Source organism: Streptomyces sp. NPDC048504 (assembly GCF_043200035.1).
Lineage (GTDB): Bacteria > Actinomycetota > Actinomycetes > Streptomycetales > Streptomycetaceae > Streptomyces.
Map to the genome: position 1 here is coordinate 43,355 of NZ_JBICXA010000010.1, position 18,625 is coordinate 61,979.

The 18,625-nt window shown below is 69.1% G+C and carries 13 protein-coding genes; 6 read left to right on the forward strand and 7 right to left on the reverse strand.

Annotated elements, in window-relative coordinates; translation table 11 throughout:
- The first annotated feature begins 9 nt into the window (after window positions 1–9).
- Together ACGFY9_RS24855 and ACGFY9_RS24860 are read left to right on the forward strand one after the other, a co-directional pair.
- Window positions 10–4,524 carry a glycosyl hydrolase family 28 protein gene (locus ACGFY9_RS24855; RefSeq protein ID WP_393757509.1) on the forward strand — a complete coding sequence of 1,505 codons (4,515 nt, stop codon included), beginning with the start codon at window positions 10–12 and terminating at the stop codon, window positions 4,522–4,524.
- Window positions 4,521–6,587, forward strand: coding sequence for a PQQ-dependent sugar dehydrogenase (locus ACGFY9_RS24860; RefSeq protein WP_393757510.1), 2,067 nt, complete (start codon window positions 4,521–4,523; stop codon window positions 6,585–6,587). The genes ACGFY9_RS24855 and ACGFY9_RS24860 overlap by 4 nt, the downstream gene beginning before the upstream one ends.
- Before the next feature lie 12 nt (window positions 6,588–6,599).
- Here ACGFY9_RS24860 and ACGFY9_RS24865 read toward each other — a convergent pair whose 3' ends face one another.
- Window positions 6,600–8,426 (reverse strand): AMP-dependent synthetase/ligase, encoded by a 1,827-nt coding sequence (locus ACGFY9_RS24865; protein ID WP_393757512.1) that lies wholly within the window; start codon window positions 8,424–8,426, stop codon window positions 6,600–6,602.
- A 241-nt stretch (window positions 8,427–8,667) separates the two neighbouring features.
- Complete coding sequence (locus ACGFY9_RS24870) at window positions 8,668–8,856, reverse strand: hypothetical protein (RefSeq protein ID WP_393757514.1); 189 nt, start codon at window positions 8,854–8,856, stop codon at window positions 8,668–8,670.
- Between the two features lie 239 nt (window positions 8,857–9,095).
- On the opposite strand from ACGFY9_RS24870, the gene ACGFY9_RS24875 reads away from it, so the two are divergent.
- Entirely contained in the window at window positions 9,096–10,244 is a 1,149-nt protein-coding gene (locus ACGFY9_RS24875) for a DUF3500 domain-containing protein (protein ID WP_393757516.1), read from the forward strand.
- 145 nt (window positions 10,245–10,389) lie between these two features.
- Here the strand turns inward: ACGFY9_RS24875 and ACGFY9_RS24880 are convergent, their stop codons facing one another.
- On the reverse strand, window positions 10,390–11,259 hold the full coding sequence (locus ACGFY9_RS24880; RefSeq protein ID WP_328676604.1) for a LysR substrate-binding domain-containing protein: 870 nt from the start codon (window positions 11,257–11,259) through the stop codon (window positions 10,390–10,392).
- Between the two features lie 184 nt (window positions 11,260–11,443).
- Between ACGFY9_RS24880 and ACGFY9_RS24885 the strand changes: the two genes are divergently transcribed.
- The gene (locus ACGFY9_RS24885; RefSeq protein WP_393757518.1) at window positions 11,444–12,514 is read left to right on the forward strand and encodes a bile acid:sodium symporter family protein; all 1,071 of its coding nucleotides are present in this window, start codon (window positions 11,444–11,446) and stop codon (window positions 12,512–12,514) included.
- Here ACGFY9_RS24885 and ACGFY9_RS24890 read toward each other — a convergent pair.
- The 3 genes from ACGFY9_RS24890 to ACGFY9_RS24900 form a co-directional block, all read right to left on the reverse strand.
- Complete coding sequence (locus tag ACGFY9_RS24890) at window positions 12,447–13,685, reverse strand: DUF4185 domain-containing protein (RefSeq protein WP_393757520.1); 1,239 nt, start codon at window positions 13,683–13,685, stop codon at window positions 12,447–12,449. The genes ACGFY9_RS24885 and ACGFY9_RS24890 overlap by 68 nt on opposite strands.
- Window positions 13,686–13,695: 10 nt before the next feature.
- The gene (locus tag ACGFY9_RS24895) at window positions 13,696–15,567 is read right to left on the reverse strand and encodes an exo-alpha-sialidase (protein ID WP_393757522.1); all 1,872 of its coding nucleotides are present in this window, start codon (window positions 15,565–15,567) and stop codon (window positions 13,696–13,698) included.
- Window positions 15,568–15,744: 177 nt separating this feature from the next.
- Window positions 15,745–16,671, reverse strand: coding sequence for a zinc-binding alcohol dehydrogenase family protein (locus tag ACGFY9_RS24900; protein ID WP_393757524.1), 927 nt, complete (start codon window positions 16,669–16,671; stop codon window positions 15,745–15,747).
- Window positions 16,672–16,753: 82 nt separating this feature from the next.
- On the opposite strand from ACGFY9_RS24900, the gene ACGFY9_RS24905 reads away from it, so the two are divergent.
- The gene (locus tag ACGFY9_RS24905; RefSeq protein ID WP_393757526.1) at window positions 16,754–17,191 is read left to right on the forward strand and encodes a MarR family winged helix-turn-helix transcriptional regulator; all 438 of its coding nucleotides are present in this window, start codon (window positions 16,754–16,756) and stop codon (window positions 17,189–17,191) included.
- 19 nt (window positions 17,192–17,210) lie between these two features.
- Window positions 17,211–17,759, forward strand: a complete 549-nt coding sequence (locus ACGFY9_RS24910; protein WP_393757528.1) for an isochorismatase family protein — start codon at window positions 17,211–17,213, stop codon at window positions 17,757–17,759.
- Between the two features lie 78 nt (window positions 17,760–17,837).
- On the opposite strand, the gene ACGFY9_RS24915 is transcribed toward ACGFY9_RS24910, so the two are convergent.
- Window positions 17,838–18,557 (reverse strand): SDR family oxidoreductase, encoded by a 720-nt coding sequence (locus ACGFY9_RS24915; RefSeq protein WP_393757530.1) that lies wholly within the window; start codon window positions 18,555–18,557, stop codon window positions 17,838–17,840.
- Window positions 18,558–18,625: the final 68 nt, after the last annotated feature.

An 18,625-nucleotide genomic window follows, 5' to 3' on the forward strand; every position in this document is an offset into this window, starting at 1 on the left:
GCACGCTCCATGAAACCCCCCGTGAAATCGCCCACGTATCAGCGCAGTTGGGCGGCGAGTGTGTTCTTCGCGTTCGCCGTCGTCCTCGGCCTCGCCCACCCCTCGGCCCTCGCGGCGGCACATCCCGCACCGCATGCGCCGCACGCCGTCGTGTATGACGTCCGCGACTACGGCGCCAAGGGCGACGGCGCAGCCAACGACACCCCGGCCGTCAACAAGGCCATCACGGCGGCCAATTCGGCCGGTGGCGGCACGGTCCGGTTCCCCGCCGGCACCTACAAGTCCAAGAACACCATTCACATGAAGAGCAACGTGACGCTCCAGGTCGACACCGGCGCCACGATCCAGGGCTCGTCGGCTGACACATACGACGCGGCCGAGCCCAACCCGTACGACCAGTACCAGGACTACGGGCACAGCCACTTCCACGACGCGATGATCTACGGCGACCGGCTCACCAACATCGGCTTCGTCGGCGGCGGGGTCATCGACGGGCTCGGCAACCTGGTCACCGGCAACCCCAAGGCGGGCCAGGCCGACAAGATCCTGTCGCTGACGCGCTGCGACGGACTCCGTATCGGTGACGGGCTCACCCTGCGCCGGGGCGGCCACTTCGCCGCGCTCGTCAACGGCTGCAAGAACGTCACCTCGGACCACCTGACCATCGACACCGCGAGCGACCGCGACGGCTGGAACGTCATCTCCACGACGAACGTCACCGTGACCAACGCCAGCATCAAGGCGAACGACGACGCACTCGTCTTCAAGAGCGACTACGCGCTCGGCGCCAAACTCCCCAACGGCCATGTGCGGGTGAGTGATTCGTATCTGTCGGCCAAGTGCTGCAACGCCCTCATGTTCGGCTCCGAGACCTGCGGCGACTTCACGAACTACCAGTTCCAGAGGATCCGGATCGAGGGCGCCGACAAGTCCGGCCTCGGCATGGTCTCCATGGACGGCGCGAAGATCTCCGACGTCCACTACCGCGACATCACCATGACCGGCGTCCACTCACCGATCATGGAGAAGATCGGCACCCGCAAACGCTGCGGCAACAGTCCGGGTGTCGGCTCGATCAGCGATGTCACCTACGACAACATCACGGCCACCGGCAACAGCCCCTCGTTCAGCCCGACTCTGTGGGGCGAGAGCGGTCACCGGATCAACGGGATCACGTTCACGAACGTCGACATCACCGTCCCCGGCGGCAACGGCACGATGTCCACCGGCGTGCCGAGCAACGACCCCAAGGACTACAACCCCAAGGCCATCGGCACCCGGCCGGCCTACGGCTGGTATCTCCACAACGCCGACAACGTCCAATTCACCGACAGCTCGGTGAAGTTCGCGGCGAACGACGGACGGCCGGCGGTCGTCGCCAACGCGGCGAGCGGCATCCGGTTCACGGGCTTCACCGCCCAGCGCGGCTCCAACTCGCCGTACGACATGGGCTTCCAGGACGTGAACGGCTACTGCGTGAGCGGCGCCGGCGCGCCACGGGTTTCGAGCACGGGATCAACGGAGAACTGCGGAACCACGGCTGCCCGGCCCCTCGATCTGGAGAACCCCCGCCAGGACTTCCTCCGTCACTCCGTCGGCGGCCTCTTCCTGCACTGGGGTCTGCGCACCGCGCCCGCCCACACCAGTTGCACCGGCTGGGAGAGCGATGTCACGAACGGCGGCTGGACGCCGGACTACTGGGTGAACGAGGCCCGAAAACTGCATACGCAATACCTCGTACTGGCTACATTCCACAGTCGCCTCGGCTACGCCCGCCCCTGGCCCTCGAAGATCCCCGGATCCTGCTCCACCAAGCGGGACTTCCTCGGTGAACTGATCACGGCGGCGAAGGCCAAGGGCATGAAGGTCGTCCTCTACATGACCGACGACCCGCAGTGGCACGACGAGGGCGGCCACGAGTGGCTCGACTCGGCCGCCTACTCCGCCTACAAGGGCAAGAACGTCGACCTGACCACCCGGGACGGCTTCGGGCAGTTCAGCTACGACAACTTCTTCGAGGTCATGGACCGCTATCCCGACCTCGGCGGCTTCTGGATCGACAACGACAACGCGTACTGGGAGAGCCACGACCTCTACCAGCAGATCTACCAGAAACGCCCCAACTACACGCTCAGCAACAACAACGAAGACACCCCGATCATGGACATGATCAGCAACGAGCAGAAGACGGGAATGTCGCCCGCATACAATTACCCGCAGGCTGTATACACCGCTCAACCCCGCCTGACGGAGGCCGACTTCAAACTCCCGTCGACCGGAGCCTGGTGGTACGACGGCTCCGACCCGTCCGTCGACCGCGCCCTCACCCTCGGCCGCCTCGTCACCAACGCAGGCTCCTCGGTCAAGGCGCTGATGGCGGAGACCGCCCAGGTCAACGGCAGATTCCCGGCGAACCAGACCGCCTTCAACACCTTCGCCGACTCCTACCTCGACCCCATCTGGGAATCCCTGCACGGGACCGAGGGCGGCGGCTACATGTACGGCGGCCTCAAACCCGGCTTCTGGAACGACGGCGCCCACGGCGTCACCACGATCAGCCGGACCGACCCGAACCTCCAGTACGTCCACGTCCTGACCCCGCCCGGCACCAGCACCCTGCGCATCCGCGACAACGGCTACCGCATCGCCTCCGTCACCAACCTCCGTACCGGCGCGGCGATTTCATGGTCCCAGTCCGGTGGAGTGCTCACGCTCAGCGGTCTCGGCGGCTGGGACCCGTACGACACCGTCTTCAAGGTCACGACCGCCGGCCGCCAGGGCATTCTGTCCGGCGTCACCGTGAGCGCGAGCGCCTCGGCGAGCGGGCACGCGGGTTCGGCCGCCGGGGACGGGAGTTACCTCACCTACTGGGACAACGGCAAGACCCTGCCGGTCAACCTCACCTTCGACCTGGGCAGTTCGAAGAGGACGCAGTACATCGGGCTCAACCAGCGCGAGGACTCCGTGGCCTACGCCCGCTCCGACACCGAACAGTCGGCGCGGATCAAGGACTACAAGGTGTTCCTGAGCAACGACGGCACGAACTGGGGGAGCGCCGTCAAGACCGGGCAGCTCCCAAGTCGCCGCGGAATCCAGGGCATTGACCTCACCGCGGCCAACGCCCGCTACGTCCGCCTCGAAGTCGACTCCACCTGGGCCGCGTCGACCGACACCACCCGCTACGAGCGGCTGCGTATCGACGAGGCCTGGATCGGCACGTCCTACGCGACCCCCGCGACCCTCACCCCCATGTCCGACAACGGCCAGTCGCTGCGCCCCGCCATGGGCTGGAGCAGCTGGAGCTATGTCCGCCGCACGCCCACCGAGGCCAAGATCAAGGCCCAGGCAGACGCCCTGGTGTCGAGCGGCCTCAAGAACCACGGCTTCGTGTACGTCAACCTCGATGACTTCTGGCAGAAGTGCGACGCCAACGGCTTCACGGTCGACTCCTACGGCCGCTGGGCCGTCGACACGGCCAAGTTCCCGTCCGGAATCAAGGCGTTGGCCGACTACATCCACTCCAAGGGACTGAAGTTCGGCTTCTACGTCACCCCGGGCATCGCCAAGAACGCGGTCACCGCGAACACGCCGATCGAGGGCACCTCGTACCACGCGAAGGACATCGCGGACACGACCAGGACCGAGAAGAACTACAACTGCAAGAACATGTACTACATCGACTACGGGAAGCCGGGCGCCCAGGAGTTCGTGAACTTGTGGGCGAAGCAGTTCGCCTCCTGGGGCGTCGACTACCTGAAGATCGACGGCGTGGGCAGCGCCGACATCCCCGACGTCCAGGCCTGGGACAAGGCCCTGCGGGCGACTGGCCGGCCCATCAACTTCGCGCTGTCCAACAACCTTCCGATCGCCGATGCCGCCACCTGGCGTTCGCTGGCGAACAGTTGGCGCACGCAGGGCGACGTCGAGTGCTACTGCGGCCCCGGCGCCAACGGCAGCGGCTATCCGCTCACCGACTGGTCGCACGTCTCCGCACGCTTCAACACCGCCGCCTCCTGGCAGCCGTACGCCGGTCCGGGCGGCTGGAACGACCTGGACTCCCTGGAGGTCGGCAACGGCGACCAGGTGGGCCTGACGGCCGACCAGCGGCGCTCGCACTTCACCCTGTGGGCGATGGCGGGCTCGCCCCTGCTGCTCGGCACCGACCTCACCCACCTCGACACCGTCGACAAGGCGATGCTCACCAACGACCGCCTCATCGGCGTCGACCAGGACGGCGTCGCCGCGAAACGCGTGGTGAACAGCGGCGTGAAGCAGGCCTGGAGCAAACGCGAGAGCGACGGCGCCTACGTGGTCGCCCTGTTCAACACCGGTACGTCCGGCAGCGCGACGGTCTCCGTGAACTGGTCGCAGGTCGGCTTCACCGGCTCCGGCGACGTCACCGACCTCTGGTCCGGCTCCCACAAGGGCACCATCGCGGACTCGTACAGCGCGACGCTACGGCCGGGCGAGACCCGCCTGATCCGTGTGAACCCGGTCGACAGCACCCTGAGGGGGCACTCATGACACGCGGCAGAACACCGGCGCGGGGCACGCGAGGCCTCACGCCGATCCTCTCCCTCGCCCTCACTCTGGCGCTCGCCGCGCCGCTCGCCGGTCTCACCGGCACTGCCGCGCACGCGGCGAGCACCGACTACCAGGCCGAGGACGCCGCCGTCGTCCAGGGCACCGTGGCCACCAACCACACCGGTTACACGGGCACGGGCTTCGTCGACTACACCAACGTCACTGGTTCGTATGTGGAGTTCACGGTGAGCGCCGCCGCTACCGGCACCGCGTCGGTCGCGCTGCGCTACGCCAACGGCACCGCCACCGACCGCCCGTTGGACATCTCCGTCAACGGCACGGTCGTAGCGACCGCCGTCTCCTTCCCCGCCACCGCCGACTGGAACACCTGGGTGACGAAGACCGTGAACGTCCCCCTGACCGCGGGCACCGACAAGATCCGGGCCACCGCGACCACCGCGAACGGAGGCCCCAACCTCGACCGCATCAGCGTCGGAACGGCTTCCGACGGCCAGGCACCGACCCGTCCCGGCCAGCCGAGTTGCCCGGACATCGGCGAGGACGGCCTGACGCTGGCCTGGGGCGCCTCGACCGACAACGTGGGCGTCACGGCGTACGACCTCTACGAGCACGGCAACAAGATCGGTGAGACGCCCGGGAGTTCGACCAGCGAGGCCCTCACCGGGCTCGCCCCGAACACCACCTACGACCTGACCGTCATCGCCCGGGACGCGGCCGGCAACGCCTCGGCGGCGAGCCCGGTCGTCGACTGCACGACGAAACCCAGCTCCGACACCAGCCCGCCGACCAAGCCCGGTACTTTGTCCGCGGTCGACAGCACATCGAATACGGTCGACCTCACCTGGGGCGCGTCCACCGACGACCGATCGGTTGTCGCATACGACATCCGCAGCGGGGACACCGTCTACAAGACGGTCACCACCGGCACCTCGACCACCCTCACGGGCCTCGCCTGCGACAGCCCGTACTCGCTGAACGTCGTAGCGCGTGACGCGGCCGGCAACCTCTCCGAGCCGAGCAACACCGTCACCTTCACCACGAAGGCCTGCGCGACCGACGGCGGTGTCCCCTCGTCGATCGCCACGCTCTCCACCGGCTGGACCATCCCCTGGGGCACCTACTGGATGCCCGACGGCCAGAGCGCTCTCGTCACCGAGCGGGACGACTTCCGGGTCTGGAAGACGGCCAAGGACGGCACCCGGACCCAGGTCGGGACCGTGCCCAACGTGGTGACCACCAACGGCGAGGGCGGCCTCCTCGGCGTCGCCGTCGACCCGAAGTGGGCCACCAACCACTACGTGTACTTCATGCACACCGCGTCCGAGGGCAACCGCGTCGTCCGCATGACGTACAACGGCACCACCCTCACCGGCTACACGGTCCTCCTCCAGGGCATCAAGAAGAACCGCTACCACAACGGAGGACGCCTCGCCTTCGGCCCGGACGGCTACCTCTACGTCTCCACCGGCGAGGCCCAGACACCCGACCTCGCCCAGGACAAGACCTCCCTCAACGGCAAGATCCTGCGCATGACGACGGACGGCAAGCCGGCCCCCGGCAACCCGTTCGGCAACTACGTCTACTCGTACGGCCATCGCAACCCGCAGGGTCTCGCCTTCGACCGCAACGGCCGTCTGTGGGAAGCGGAGTTCGGCAACAGCTCCAAGGACGAACTCAACCTCATCAAGCCGGGCGCGAACTACGGCTGGCCCACCTGCGAGGGGAGTTGCGGCGTTGCCGGGATGACCAACCCCAAGGCCACCTGGAACGTCGACGAGGCCTCGCCCAGCGGGATCGCGATCGTCCGCAACGTCGTCTACATGGCGTCCCTGCGCGGCGAACGCCTGTGGCGCGTCCCCATCAACGGCGACAACGAGAGCGTCGGCACCCCGACGGCGTACTACGTCGGAACGTACGGACGCCTGCGCACGGTCACCAAGGTCCCCGGCGCCGACCAGCTGTGGCTGTCGACCACCAACTGCGACAACAACGGAAACCAGGCGGACGGATCCGACAAGATCTTCCGCGTGAACATCGGCTAGGGCAGCGGGAGTTCAGGCCCGGTACAGCGCCTCGACCTCGTTGGAGTATGTGTTCTCGATGGCCTTGCGCTTCAGCTTCAGGGACGGGGTCAGCAGACCGTGTTCCTCGGTGAACGGCTGGGCCAGTATCCGGAAGGTGCGGATCGACTCGGCCTGCGAGACCAGGGTGTTGGCGGCGACCACCGCGCGCCGCACCTCGGTCTCCAGGTCGGTGTCGCGCACCAGCTCGGCCGGGGACATCTGCGGCTTGCCGCGCATGGTGAGCCAGTGCTCGACGGCCTCGTGGTCGAGGGTGACGAGCGCGGCGATGTAGGGGCGGTCGTTGCCGACGACGATGCACTGCGAGACCAGCGGATGGTCCCGCACCCGCTCCTCCAGCAGCCCGGGCGCGACGCTCTTGCCGCCGGAGGTCACCAGGATCTCCTTCTTGCGCCCGGTGATGGTGAGATAGCCGTCCTCGTCGAGGGAGCCCAGGTCACCGGTGGCGAGCCAGCCGTCGTGCAGGGTCTCGTCGGTGGCCTTCTGGTTGTTGAGGTAACCCTGGAAGACGTTGGGTCCGTTCAGCCAGATCTCGCCGTCGTCCGCGATGTGCACGGTGACACCGGGGATGGCCTGGCCGACCGTGCCGTAGCGGGTGCGGTCGGGCGGGTTGGCGGTCGCGGCGGCCGTCGACTCGGTGAGGCCGTAGCCCTCGTAGATCTGGACGCCCGCGCCCGCGAAGAACAGTCCGAGGCGGCGGTCCATGGCCGACCCGCCGGACATGGCGTTGCGGATCCGGCCGCCCATGGCGGCCCGCACCTTGGAGTAGACGAGTTTGTCGAAGAGCTGGTGCTGCATGCGCAGGCTCGCCGAGGGGCCGGGTCCGGTGCCCCACGCCTTCGCCTCGATGGCGTCCGCGTACTTCACCGCGATCTCGACGGCCTTCTCGAACGGCCCGGCCTTGCCGTCCTTCTCGGCCTTGCGGCGGGCCGCGTTGAAGACCTTCTCGAAGATGTACGGCACGGCGAGGATGAACGTCGGCTTGAACGCGACGAGGTCGGGCAGCAGGGCGGCCGCGTTCAGCTGCGGCTGGTGGCCGAAGCGGACCCCGCCGCGGATCGCCGCGACCTCCACCATCCGCCCGAAGACGTGCGCCAGCGGCAGGAACAACAAGGTCGCCACCTCGTCGCCCTTCTTCGAGTGGAAGACGGACTCCCAGGAGTCGATGACCGTGTCCGCCTCGTACATGAAGTTGCCGTGCGAGATGACACAGCCCTTGGGTCTGCCCGTGGTGCCCGAGGTGTAGATGATCGTCGCGGTCGAGTCCGGGGTGACGGCCTGGCGGTGCCGGTGCACCACCTCGTCCTCGATGTGCGCGCCGGCGTCGTACAACGCCTGCACGGCGCCCGTGTCGAGCTGCCACAGCTGGTGCAGCGCGGGGAGACGGTCGATGACGGTGGCGATGGTCATCGCGTGGTCCTCGTGCTCGACCATCGCCGCCGAGACCTGCGCGTCGTGCAGCATCCAGAAGCACTGCTCGGCCGACGACGTGGGATAGATCGGCACCACCTGGGCGCCGATCGTCCACAGCGCGAAGTCGAACAGCGTCCACTCGTAGCGGGTACGGGACATGATCGCGACCCGGTCGCCGAAGCGGATGCCCTGCGCGAGCAGGCCCTTGGCGAGGGCGAGGACCTCGTCGCGGAACTCGGCGGCGGTCACGTCCCGCCACTCGTCCTGCCCGTCCTTGCGGCCCAGGGAGACGTGGAGGGGGTCGTCCTGGGCACGCTCGAAGACGACGTCGGCCAGACCGCCCACCGGCGGTGCCAACGCCAACGGAGGGTTGTTGTACTCGCGCAAACCCCGCTCCCCGCTCCTGTTGGCACTCCCCTACAGCGCCGTGAAAGCTACCCCACCGGGCGGAAGGGCGGGAGGGGGTGGGAAAGGGAGCGGTGTTCATGTCCGCACTGGTCAGCAGCGGAAAATGCCCTCACAAGGGGAAGGGTCGGACAGAAATCCTTACGGTTCCGTAGGTTTCGGGCCCGTAATCTCCACTGAATCTGTACGACCCGATTACCCGTGGCGTCCCGGTGACGGGACGTCACCGGTGTGACGCCTTCTCCTCCCCGGTCAGCGTCCGCGCGACGGATTCCGTCACTTCCGCCGTCTCGACGCGGCCGGCCGTCACGAGCGCCGAGTCGAGCCCCGACGCGCACGCGGCCCGCAGCACGTGCTCGGAGAACGTCCCGCGCAGGGTCAAACGGCTGACGTATCGGACGCTTCTCCTCAACTCGCCCTCCTCAAAGTAGGTTCAAGATAAATCATGCGCAAAACCAAGCACCCGGAGATGGGAATCACAGTGTTCGGCGATCGACTGTGGCTCGTCCAAACCGATGCCGCAGGGATTTCCCGAAAGATCTTTTGGAACTAGTCTTCGGAAGTCCTTCCGGTGAGCCCCCTGAAGGGAATGTCGAATTGAAGACCAAAAACGCTCACCGCAGGTCGCTGGGACGTCACCGGAAGGTGGTCATGGCCTTAGCGGCGGCGACGACCCTCCTCGGTGGCGCGATGTACGCCAACGCGAACGCCGCCTCCGTCACGCCCGACCCCTCCACCAGCGCGTCCCCGACCACCCCCGGATCGACCTCCCCGACGAACCCTGGATCCACCTCCCCCTCCACGCCGGCCTCCGCGTCCGCCCCCGAGCCCACGGGCACGGCCGGCACGGGCTCGTCCGTATCGGAAGTGGTCGACGCCGCCAACGCGTTCCTGAAGACCCTGGACGACGACCAACAGGCCGACGTACTCCTCGACTTCACGCAGGCGAACGCCATCGCCTGGTCGAACGAGGCGTGCGGTGCGGACTGCCGGGTCGGCATCGAGCTGAGCACGCTCAGCGACACCCAGCTCGCCGCCGCCGAGGCGGTGGTCGAGGCGGCCACGGGCACCGGGACCGGCACCGGCTACGACCAGATCAGCCAGATCCTGGCGGCCGACGACGTCCTCGGCGAGACCGACAGCAGCTACGGCAGCGGCAACAACTACCTCGCCCTCCTGGGCACCCCGAGCACCTCCGGCACCTGGCAACTGCACTTCGGCGGCGACCAGTTGGCCGTCAACCTCACCTACAAGGACGGGGAGGTCGTGGGCACCACCCCGTACTTCGCCGGAGTGGAACCCGCCACCTGGACCGACGACGACGGCACCACCTACGCACCCCTGTCCGGGATGCACGACGGGATGGAGTCGATGCTCGAAGGCCTGAGCGACGACGAGCTGTCGGAGGCGGAGCTCTCCGACTCCACCACCGACGTCGTGCTCGGCCCGGACGAGGACGGCGACTTCCCCGACACCAAGGAGGGCCTCGCGGTCAGCGAACTGACCGACGACCAGCAGCAGTTGGTGCTCGACGCCATCACGCCGTGGGTCGAGGCCGCGGACGACACGACCGCCGCGTCCACCCTGAGCACCTACAAGTCCGAGCTCGACGACACCTACATCTCGTACTCGGGCACCACCGCACTGGACACCGCGGGCGACTACGTCCGCATCGACGGACCCGGTGTCTGGATCGAGTTCTCGGTCAAGGACGGCGTGGTCGACACCAGCCAGCTCAACTACAGCTCCGTGTACCGCGACCACGACACCGATTACGGAGGAGAGTTCTCGTTCTCCTGAATCGTCCGCCGATGACATAACGGGCGGCGCTGCTTCCGGCGGCGCCGCCCGCTGTCGGGAATTCCATCACGGCCGGCCGAGGAATTCATGGACGTCGGCATTCTTGTAGAAGTCGGCTTACGTTTTCCGCATTGAAAAACAGAAACTACGGGCCGCGCCGGTGCAATCGGTCCCCACCCGCCAGAATCGCCGCCGCCAACGCATCCGCGGCCCCCTGTGCCGAAACCCGCCGCCGCCCGTGCACCAGCACGAAGTCGACCTCGCCCAACTCCGGCAGCCCCGCCCGCTCGGGCATCCGCACCAGCCCCGGTGGCACCAGCCCCCGCGAGTGGGCCATCACCCCCAGCCCCGCCCGGGCCGCGGCGATCAGCCCGTTCAGGCTCCCGCTCGTGCACGCGATGCGCCACGCCCGCCCCTGCCGCTCCAGCGCCTCCAGCGCGAGCGCCCGGGTGATGCCGGGCGGCGGATAGACGATCAGCGGCACCGGGCGATCCGCGTCCAGGCGGAGCCGTTCCGCACCGATCCACACGAGCTTGTCGTGCCAGACCAGTTCGCCCCGCGGGTCCTCGGCGCGGCGCTTCGCCAGCACCAAGTCCAGCTTCCCGGCCGCCAGTTGCTCGTGCAGCGTGCCGGACAGCTCGACCGTCAGCTCCAGGTCCACCTCGGGATGGTCGTAGCGGAAGCCCTCCAGGATCTCGGGCAGCCGGGTGAGGACGAAGTCCTCGGACGCGCCGAAGCGCAGGCGGCCGCGCAACCGGGTGCCGGTGAAGAACGCCGACGCCTGTTCCTGCACCTCCAGGATGCGGCGCGCGAAGCCGAGCATCGCCTCGCCGTCCTCCGTCAGCTCCACGGAGTGGGTGTCCCGGGTGAACAGCTGCCGTCCCGTCGCGTCCTCCAGGCGCCGCACGTGCTGGCTCACCGTGGACTGGCGCAGCCCGAGCCGCCGGGCGGCCTGCGTGAAGCTCAGCGTCTGGGACACCGCGAGGAAGGTACGCAGGTGGGAGAGGTCGTACATGGCATACATCGTAGCCGGTTATCGCGAAACGTGATGGCAGTCAGAGCGGTATGACGGATTCCCGATCAAGAGTCCGGAGAGGAGGATGGGGAGGGCACGAGTCCGCGCCGGACGACGGACCGGACGTACAGCGAGACAAGCGAGACAGTGGAGCACAGTGAAACGCCTGCGATGGCCGCGTCGGATGCCGGTCGACCCCTACATCCTGCTGCTGCTCGGGACGGTGGGCGTCGCCGCACTCCTCCCCGCGAGGGGTACGGGCGCCGACGTCGCCTCGGGCGCGTCCACGGCCGCGATCGCCTTGCTCTTCTTCCTCTACGGTGCGCGCCTGTCGACTCGTGAGGCACTGGACGGCCTCAAGCACTGGCGGCTGCACACCACCGTCCTGGCCTGCACCTTCGTCGTCTTCCCGCTGCTCGGCCTGGCCGCCCGGGGGCTCGTCCCGGTGATCCTGACCCACCCCCTCTACCAAGGGCTGCTGTTTCTCACCCTGGTCCCGTCGACCGTGCAGTCGTCGATCGCGTTCACCTCGATCGCGCGCGGCAATGTGCCCGCCGCGATCTGCGCGGGCTCCTTCTCCTCGCTCGCCGGCATCGTCGTCACCCCGCTGCTCGCGGCGGCGCTGCTCGGCAGCAGCGGCGGTGGTTTCTCCGCCGATTCGCTTCTCAAGATCGTGCTGCAACTCCTGGTGCCGTTCCTGGCCGGGCAGGTGCTGCGGCGCTGCGGAGTCAAAAGGGGCCGCGCGAAGCGCGTCGAGCAGGGTGGTGGTGGGCGACGGGAGGGCGGGTTCATCACCCGGCACAAGAAGATCCTCGGCTACGTCGACCGCGGCTCGATCCTCCTCGTCGTCTACACCGCGTTCAGCGAGGGCATGGTCCAGGGCATCTGGCACCAGGTCAGCGCGATCCGTCTCGCCGGACTGCTCGCCGTCGAGGCCGTCGTCCTCGCCGTGATGCTCACCCTGACCTGGTACGGCGGCAAGGCGCTGCGCTTCGACCGGGAGGACCGGATCGCCATCCAGTTCGCCGGCTCGAAGAAGTCCCTCGCCTCCGGACTGCCCATGGCCAGCGTCCTGTTCGGCGCCCACGCCTCGCTGGCCGTGCTGCCGCTGATGCTCTTCCACCAGATGCAGCTGATGGTGTGCGCGGTCATCGCCAAGCGCCGCGCCCGCGATCCGCTGCCCGAGGTCACCGAGCCGGCGGCCCCAACCGCAGGGTCACGAACCGCGGTCGGTACAGGGACACGTTCCGGCTGAGGTTCAGCGCGGCCGAAGTGGCGGTCGCGTCCAGCCAGTTGACGTCGTAGCTGAGGACGAGCCGGTCCTCGTCGCCCAACTCCGTGTGGACCTGCGGGTTGTACGCGGCGACCTGTCCTCGCGGCAGCGGCGGGCTGAAACTCCTCGTCGGGCCGTGCCACGGTCCGGTGGGCGAACAGGCCCAGTACGAGGTGACGGTGGTGAGCCCCCGGCTGCCCGCGGCCATCGTGAACAGGACGTACGTCCCGCCGTCCCGCACCACCGAGAACGCGCTGCCCACGCCGGTGTGTCGACCATCGCCGAGCACCGGCCGAGGCCCGGCCCGGGTCGTCCACGCCGAGCCGTCCCAGTACTCCCAGGCACCCGGCTCCCCGAGCCGTCCCTCCGGCACCCGTGCCACATACGCCGAGGAGGTCGGCCGGGCCGCGGCCTGTGCGTCGTTCCCGCCGAAGACGTAGGTCCAGCCGCCCACCGCGACCGTCGTCGTCCCGAACTGCACACGCCGGGACGGGTCCTGGACCAGCTCCTGGCCGAAGACCTTCACGATCGACTCCACCCGCAGATCCGGCAGCGACAGCGTGGCGACCTCGGTCGCGATCGGAACGCCGTAGATCCACGGGTACGCCCCCGCTGTCCGCGTCCACAGCAGCACCCGTACGACCGACTCGGGCGAGCCGGGGGAGCGGGGCTCGACGCGGGCCGCGACCGGCCAACGCCACTCGTTCGGGGCGGGATCGAGGAACAGCGGTGCGGGGAGCGTGAGTTGGGGGTGGCCGTCCCGCATCACCACCGCCGAGTTGCGCACCAGCGGCGCGCTGGTGTCCCGCCAGGTGTACGACTCGCCGACCGGGTTGGGCGGGGCGTACACCTGGCCGAGGTAGGTGTCGGAGAACAGCCACAGCACCCGGCCGTCCGGCAGCCGCACCGAGTGGGTGCCGTCGCCGCCGGTCCAGTCGTCGGCGCGGGACTCGTCGTCGCCGTACGCGGCGAAGGAGTCGGTGAGCCTCGCGTCCGGAGACCAGGAGCGCACCGTACGGGCCGTGCACGCGCCGCCGCCCTTCCGGTCGTGGTGCCCGGGGAGGGCGGTGAGCAGCACGGCGGCGAGAACCAGGGTCAGCAGCAGACCGACCCCGGCTCCCCTCCGCTGTCGTGCTCGTCGGTCCTCGGGCACGTCCGGGACGTTAGTGGCTGCCGCTCACATGGTCCATGGGCAGCCACAGGACGGTCCCGGCGGGGGACGGGTGCTGCGCGGCCAGTTCGTCGTCCGTCAACAGCCGGTCCCAGACGTGGACTTCGTCGATCGACCCGGTGAAGTACTGCATGCTGTCCATGCGTTGGCCGATGTGTACACCGAACGGAGAGTTGCGGCTGACCGAGCCCACGATGTCCGCGGTGCTCACCGTCGTGCCGTCGACGGACAGGGTCAACTGCCCACCGCCGCGCCGCAGTACGGCCTGGTGCCACTGGCCGTCGTTGTAGGCGCCGGCGGTCACCACGGAGATGGTGTGGACGGTCGTCGCGCCGGCCCGGGTGGTGATCAGCGCCCGGACGTGGTTGCCCGCGGGCTCGCCGCGCAGCCAGACCTGCGGTTCGGTGGTGCCGACCCCGCCCATCCACAGGAACGGCTGATCACCGGTCGTGGCGGTGTAGCGGAACCAGAGGGACACCGTGAAGTCCTTTGTCCCCAGCGGGAGTCGGTCGCTGTACGGCAGGCGCACGGCGTCGTCCACGCCGTCGAAGGACAGGGCGCCGCCGGACACGCCGTCGGTCTCCTGGGCGCCTCCCAGGACCGCCGCGCGTTGGGCGTGCGGGGCGAGGTCGGCGGTCGTCGGGTCCGGGCCCCGACGCGGTTGCAGCCAGGCCTCGTTGAAGCGGGCGAAGCGGATCTCGTCGGTCGCGGTCACGGCGCCGCCCTCGTAGAGCAGCCCCACCGTGTCGCCGTCGATGCGCGCCATGTCGGAGTAGCCCGACCAGTCCTTCGTCACGACCGTGCCGCGGTCCACGCTGTCCCAGGTGCGGCCGCCGTCGTAGGAGGAGCGGATCATCATCGTGCGGCGGCGGTCGGGGTCGGCGTCGCAGGCCAGCAGGATGCGGGAGCCGACGCCGAGCGTCGAGCACTGGACCTGCGGGGCGTACAGGTCGGGCAGGTCGCGGAAAGGCGCGGTGAAACTGTCGCCGCCGTCACGGCTGACCGCCTGGGTACGGTGGCCGAGGTCGGTTCCGTCCTGCTCGCGGCCGCTCACCAGGATCGAACCGTCGGTGCGCTCGGTCAGGGTCATCTCGGACGGCTTCTGCCGCCACGTCCCGTCGGCCGCGATCGGGTACGAGTCGGTCGCGCCGATCCTCCAGTGGTCGCCGCCGTCGTCGCTCACGATCAGCGCCGCGTTGTTCGCGGTGACCCGACTCCCGTCCCAGGTCTCGGTGTTGACGCCGAACACGAGCCGGCCCTTGTGCCGGCCATGGGTGAGCTGGATGCCGTGCACGGGTCCTGTGGCGTACCAGGAGTTCCAGTTCGGGGGCAGGATCTCGTCGCTCAGGTCACGCGGCTGCGACCACGTGAGACCGTCGTCGTCGCTGTACTGCATGTGCGGGGTGCGGTCGCAGGGGACCGAGCAACTGGCGCTGTCCGTGCGGCCCGTGTTGTACGTCTCGGCGAGCAGGATGCGGCCCGTCCTGCGGTCCACGATGGGTGCCGGGTTGCCGTGCGTGTCGCCGCCGCCGTGGTTGACGACCTGCAGCGGGCTCCAGGTGACACCGTCGTCCGTGGAGCGTTTGACGACGATGTCGATGTCGGCGGCGTCACCGCAGTTGAGGACCCGGCCCTCGGCGAACGCGAGCAGGGTGCCGTCGTCGGTCCTCACCATGGCCGGGATCCGGAAGCAGGCGTAGCCCGCGTCCTGGGGAGCCTTGAAGAGGACCTGTTGGTCGAACTCGGGGCTGGGAGAGGTGGTTTGGGCGGTGGCGTGCGCGTGGCTCGGGAGCATGAGCAGCGCGGCCAGGGTGAGTGCGGCGGTGAGGGTGGATCTCAGACGTGCGCGAAGACTCGACGGCATGGTGGTGCTACCTGCCCTTCATTCGTCTGGACATCCGGACATCCCACGTCCAACGGGCGCGTCACAGACGTTAGTTGGGGCCTCCGGCGCCTCACAAGAAGCGTGCAGTGCCCGGCGCCCCATAACTTCGCAACGCCGGGCGGATGGTGAGTGTTCGTCAGGTGGGGACGGGGTGCCTCAGGGGCGCAGCACGACCTTGCCGAGGTTGCTCCGCGACTCGATCACCTCGTGCGCCTTCGCCGCCTCCGCCAGCGCGAACTCCCCGTGCACGGACGGTTTCAGGGCGCCCTGCGCGAACAGCCTCCACAGCTCCTGCCGCCACCGCTCGTACAACTCCGGCTTCCCGCGCGCGATCCGCGCCATCTGGAACCCGATCACGGACTTGGCGCCCACGAGAAGGTCGTACGCCCGGCTCGTCCCGCCACCCGAGCTGTACGCCACGAGCCGCCCGCCCGGGGCGAGCGTCGCTATGGCCGGGGTGAGCAACTCGCCGCCCACCGCGTCGAGTACGTAGTCGACGGGCTCGCCCCAGCCAGGCCGGTCCAGGTGGTCGTAGGTGATCATCTCGTCGGCGCCCAGCGCCCGCACGAAGTCGCTCTTCGCCGGATCGGAGACCGCGCCCACGACCCGCCCGGCACCCCGCGCCCTGGCCAACTGCACTGCCAGATGGCCGACTCCGCTCGCCGCGGCCGTGATCAGCGCGGTCTCGCCCGGTTCGGGTCGGGCCGCGTCCAGCGCGCCCAGGGCCACCAGTCCGCTGCGGACGAGCGCGACCGCGTCGACGGCGGAGGCGGCGTCGGGGATGGCGGAGGCCATCACCTCGTGCAGGACCGCGAAGTCGGCGTACCCGTGCCCGAAGCAGAGCCCGGTCACCCGCTCGCCCGCCCGGAAACGGGTCACGTCCTGTCCTACGGCGACCACCTCGCCCGCGATCTCGCCGGCGAGCGGGATCGGCTCGGCCGCCTCGGTGACCTTGCGGACGACGGGCAGGGTGACCCCGATCGCCTCGGTACGGACGAGGAGTTCGCCGGGGCCCGGTGCGGGGGCGGGGACGTCCTCCAGGAACAGCGGGCCGCCAGTGGACTCGTACCGGACACGACGCATCGCACCTCCAGAATCGTTGGGAGGTCCAATGGTATTCGGAATGTCGTTGGGAGGTCCAACGATTTTTCGTTAGGCTGCCCGTATGCCCGAAGCACCTCTCTCCGCGATCCGCTCCCTCCCCAGTTGGCTCCTCGGCCGGGCAGCCGCCCGGGGGCGGGCGCTCGTCGCCGACGCGCTGGCGGCCGAGGGGCTGAAGATGTGGCACCACGTGGTGCTCTCCGCCGTCCGCGACCTCGCACCGGTCGCCCAGGCCGACCTCGGCCGCGGTGTCGGGCTCGACCCCAAGGATCTGGTCGGCGTGCTGAACGACCTCCAGTCCGCCGGCCTCGTCGTACGGGAGCCCGACGCGAAGGACCGCCGTAAGAACGCGGTGTCGCTGACGACCGAGGGCGCGCGGCTGCTGAAGCGCTGCGAGATGGCGGCCCGTGCGGCCAACGAGCAGCTCCTCGCCCCGCTGTCGGAGGCCGAACGCGACCAGTTCATGGGCCTGTTGATCCGGATTTCCGGTACGGACGGCTGACGGCAGCTAACGTTCCGTCATGACCCCACCCCAGACTGTCGAATCCCGGCCGGCTCTCGACCCCGAGCGCACCGCCCTGGTCCTCGTCGACCTGATGGACCGCATCGTCGCGCTGCCGCTCGAACCGTACAAGGGAACCGAAGTCCTCGCCGTGGCCGAGGAGTTGGCGGCCACCTTCCGCTCCGCCGGTGCGCCCGTCGTGCTGATCCGGGTGGAGCGTCCCGGCATCACCGAGCAGCCCGCCGGCAGTGGACTCGCCGACGGGCTGTTCCGGGACGGTGACCTGGAGATCGTGAAGCGGACGATCGGGGGCTTCCAGGGCACGGGACTTGAGGAGCGACTGCGTGAACGGGGCGTCGACACCCTGGTGTTCGGCGGGATCGCCACCAACCTCGGTGTGGAGTCCACCGCGCGTGCCGCCGGCGACCTGGGCCACCGACTCGTCTTCGTCGAGGACGCGATGAGTGCGCTCACCGCGGCCGAGCACCAGGCGTCGGTGAAGCTCGACTTCCCGCGGCTGGGGTCGGTGGTCACGGCGGGGGAGGTGCGCTTTGGGACGAGCGACTGAGGCGGGCTGCGCGCCGGGCGGCTGAAGCGGGCTTCAAGTCGGTTGGCCGACCGGGTGGTTGACGCGGGGGCGGAGCGGTCAGACGAGGACCGTGCCGCCGTCCACGACCACCGTCGAGCCGGTCGTATAGCCGCCGCGCATCAGATACAGATACGCCTCGGCGATGTCCTCCGGCTCGCCCACCCGGGCCACCGGCAACGACCCGGCGGCGGACTCGAACAGCCCGTCCCGGAGTTCGTCGTCCAACTCCCGCCACAGCTCGGTGCGGACCACACCGGGCGCGACCACATTGACCCGCAGCGGGGCCAGTTCCAGGGCCAGCGCCCGGGTCAGCGACTCCATCGCCCCGCACAGCGCGGCGGCGACGGTCGTGCCCGGCAGCGGCCTGCGTCCGGCGGTGCCCGTGGTCAGGACCACGGAACCGCCCTCCCGGATCGACGGGGCGCCGTACTTCACCGCCGTGTAGGCGCCCCACAGCCGGGTGTCCAGGAAGGCGCGGGCCCGCCCGAGGTCGGACTCGGCGAGGCTCTCCATCAGCAGCGCCTCACCGGCCGTGTAGACCAGATGGTCGTAGCCGCCGAGCCCCGTGAAGAAGGCCCGCACCGCGTTCTCGTCGCTCGCGTCGAGCACCCGCCCCTCGGCGTCCTCCGGGAGCCGTTTCAGCGCCGCGTCCACGCTCTCCTGCCGGCGCGAGGCGACGACCACCCGGGCGCCCTCCCGTGCGGCCGCCTCCGCGACCGCGAACCCGATTCCCGCCGTACCGCCGATGACGACGATCCGCTGTCCTCGCAGTCCCATGTCCTGCCCCTTCCGGGTTGTGCGCGTTGCTGTGACGCCATTCAGCCTGCGGCCGTCGTCGCCCCGCC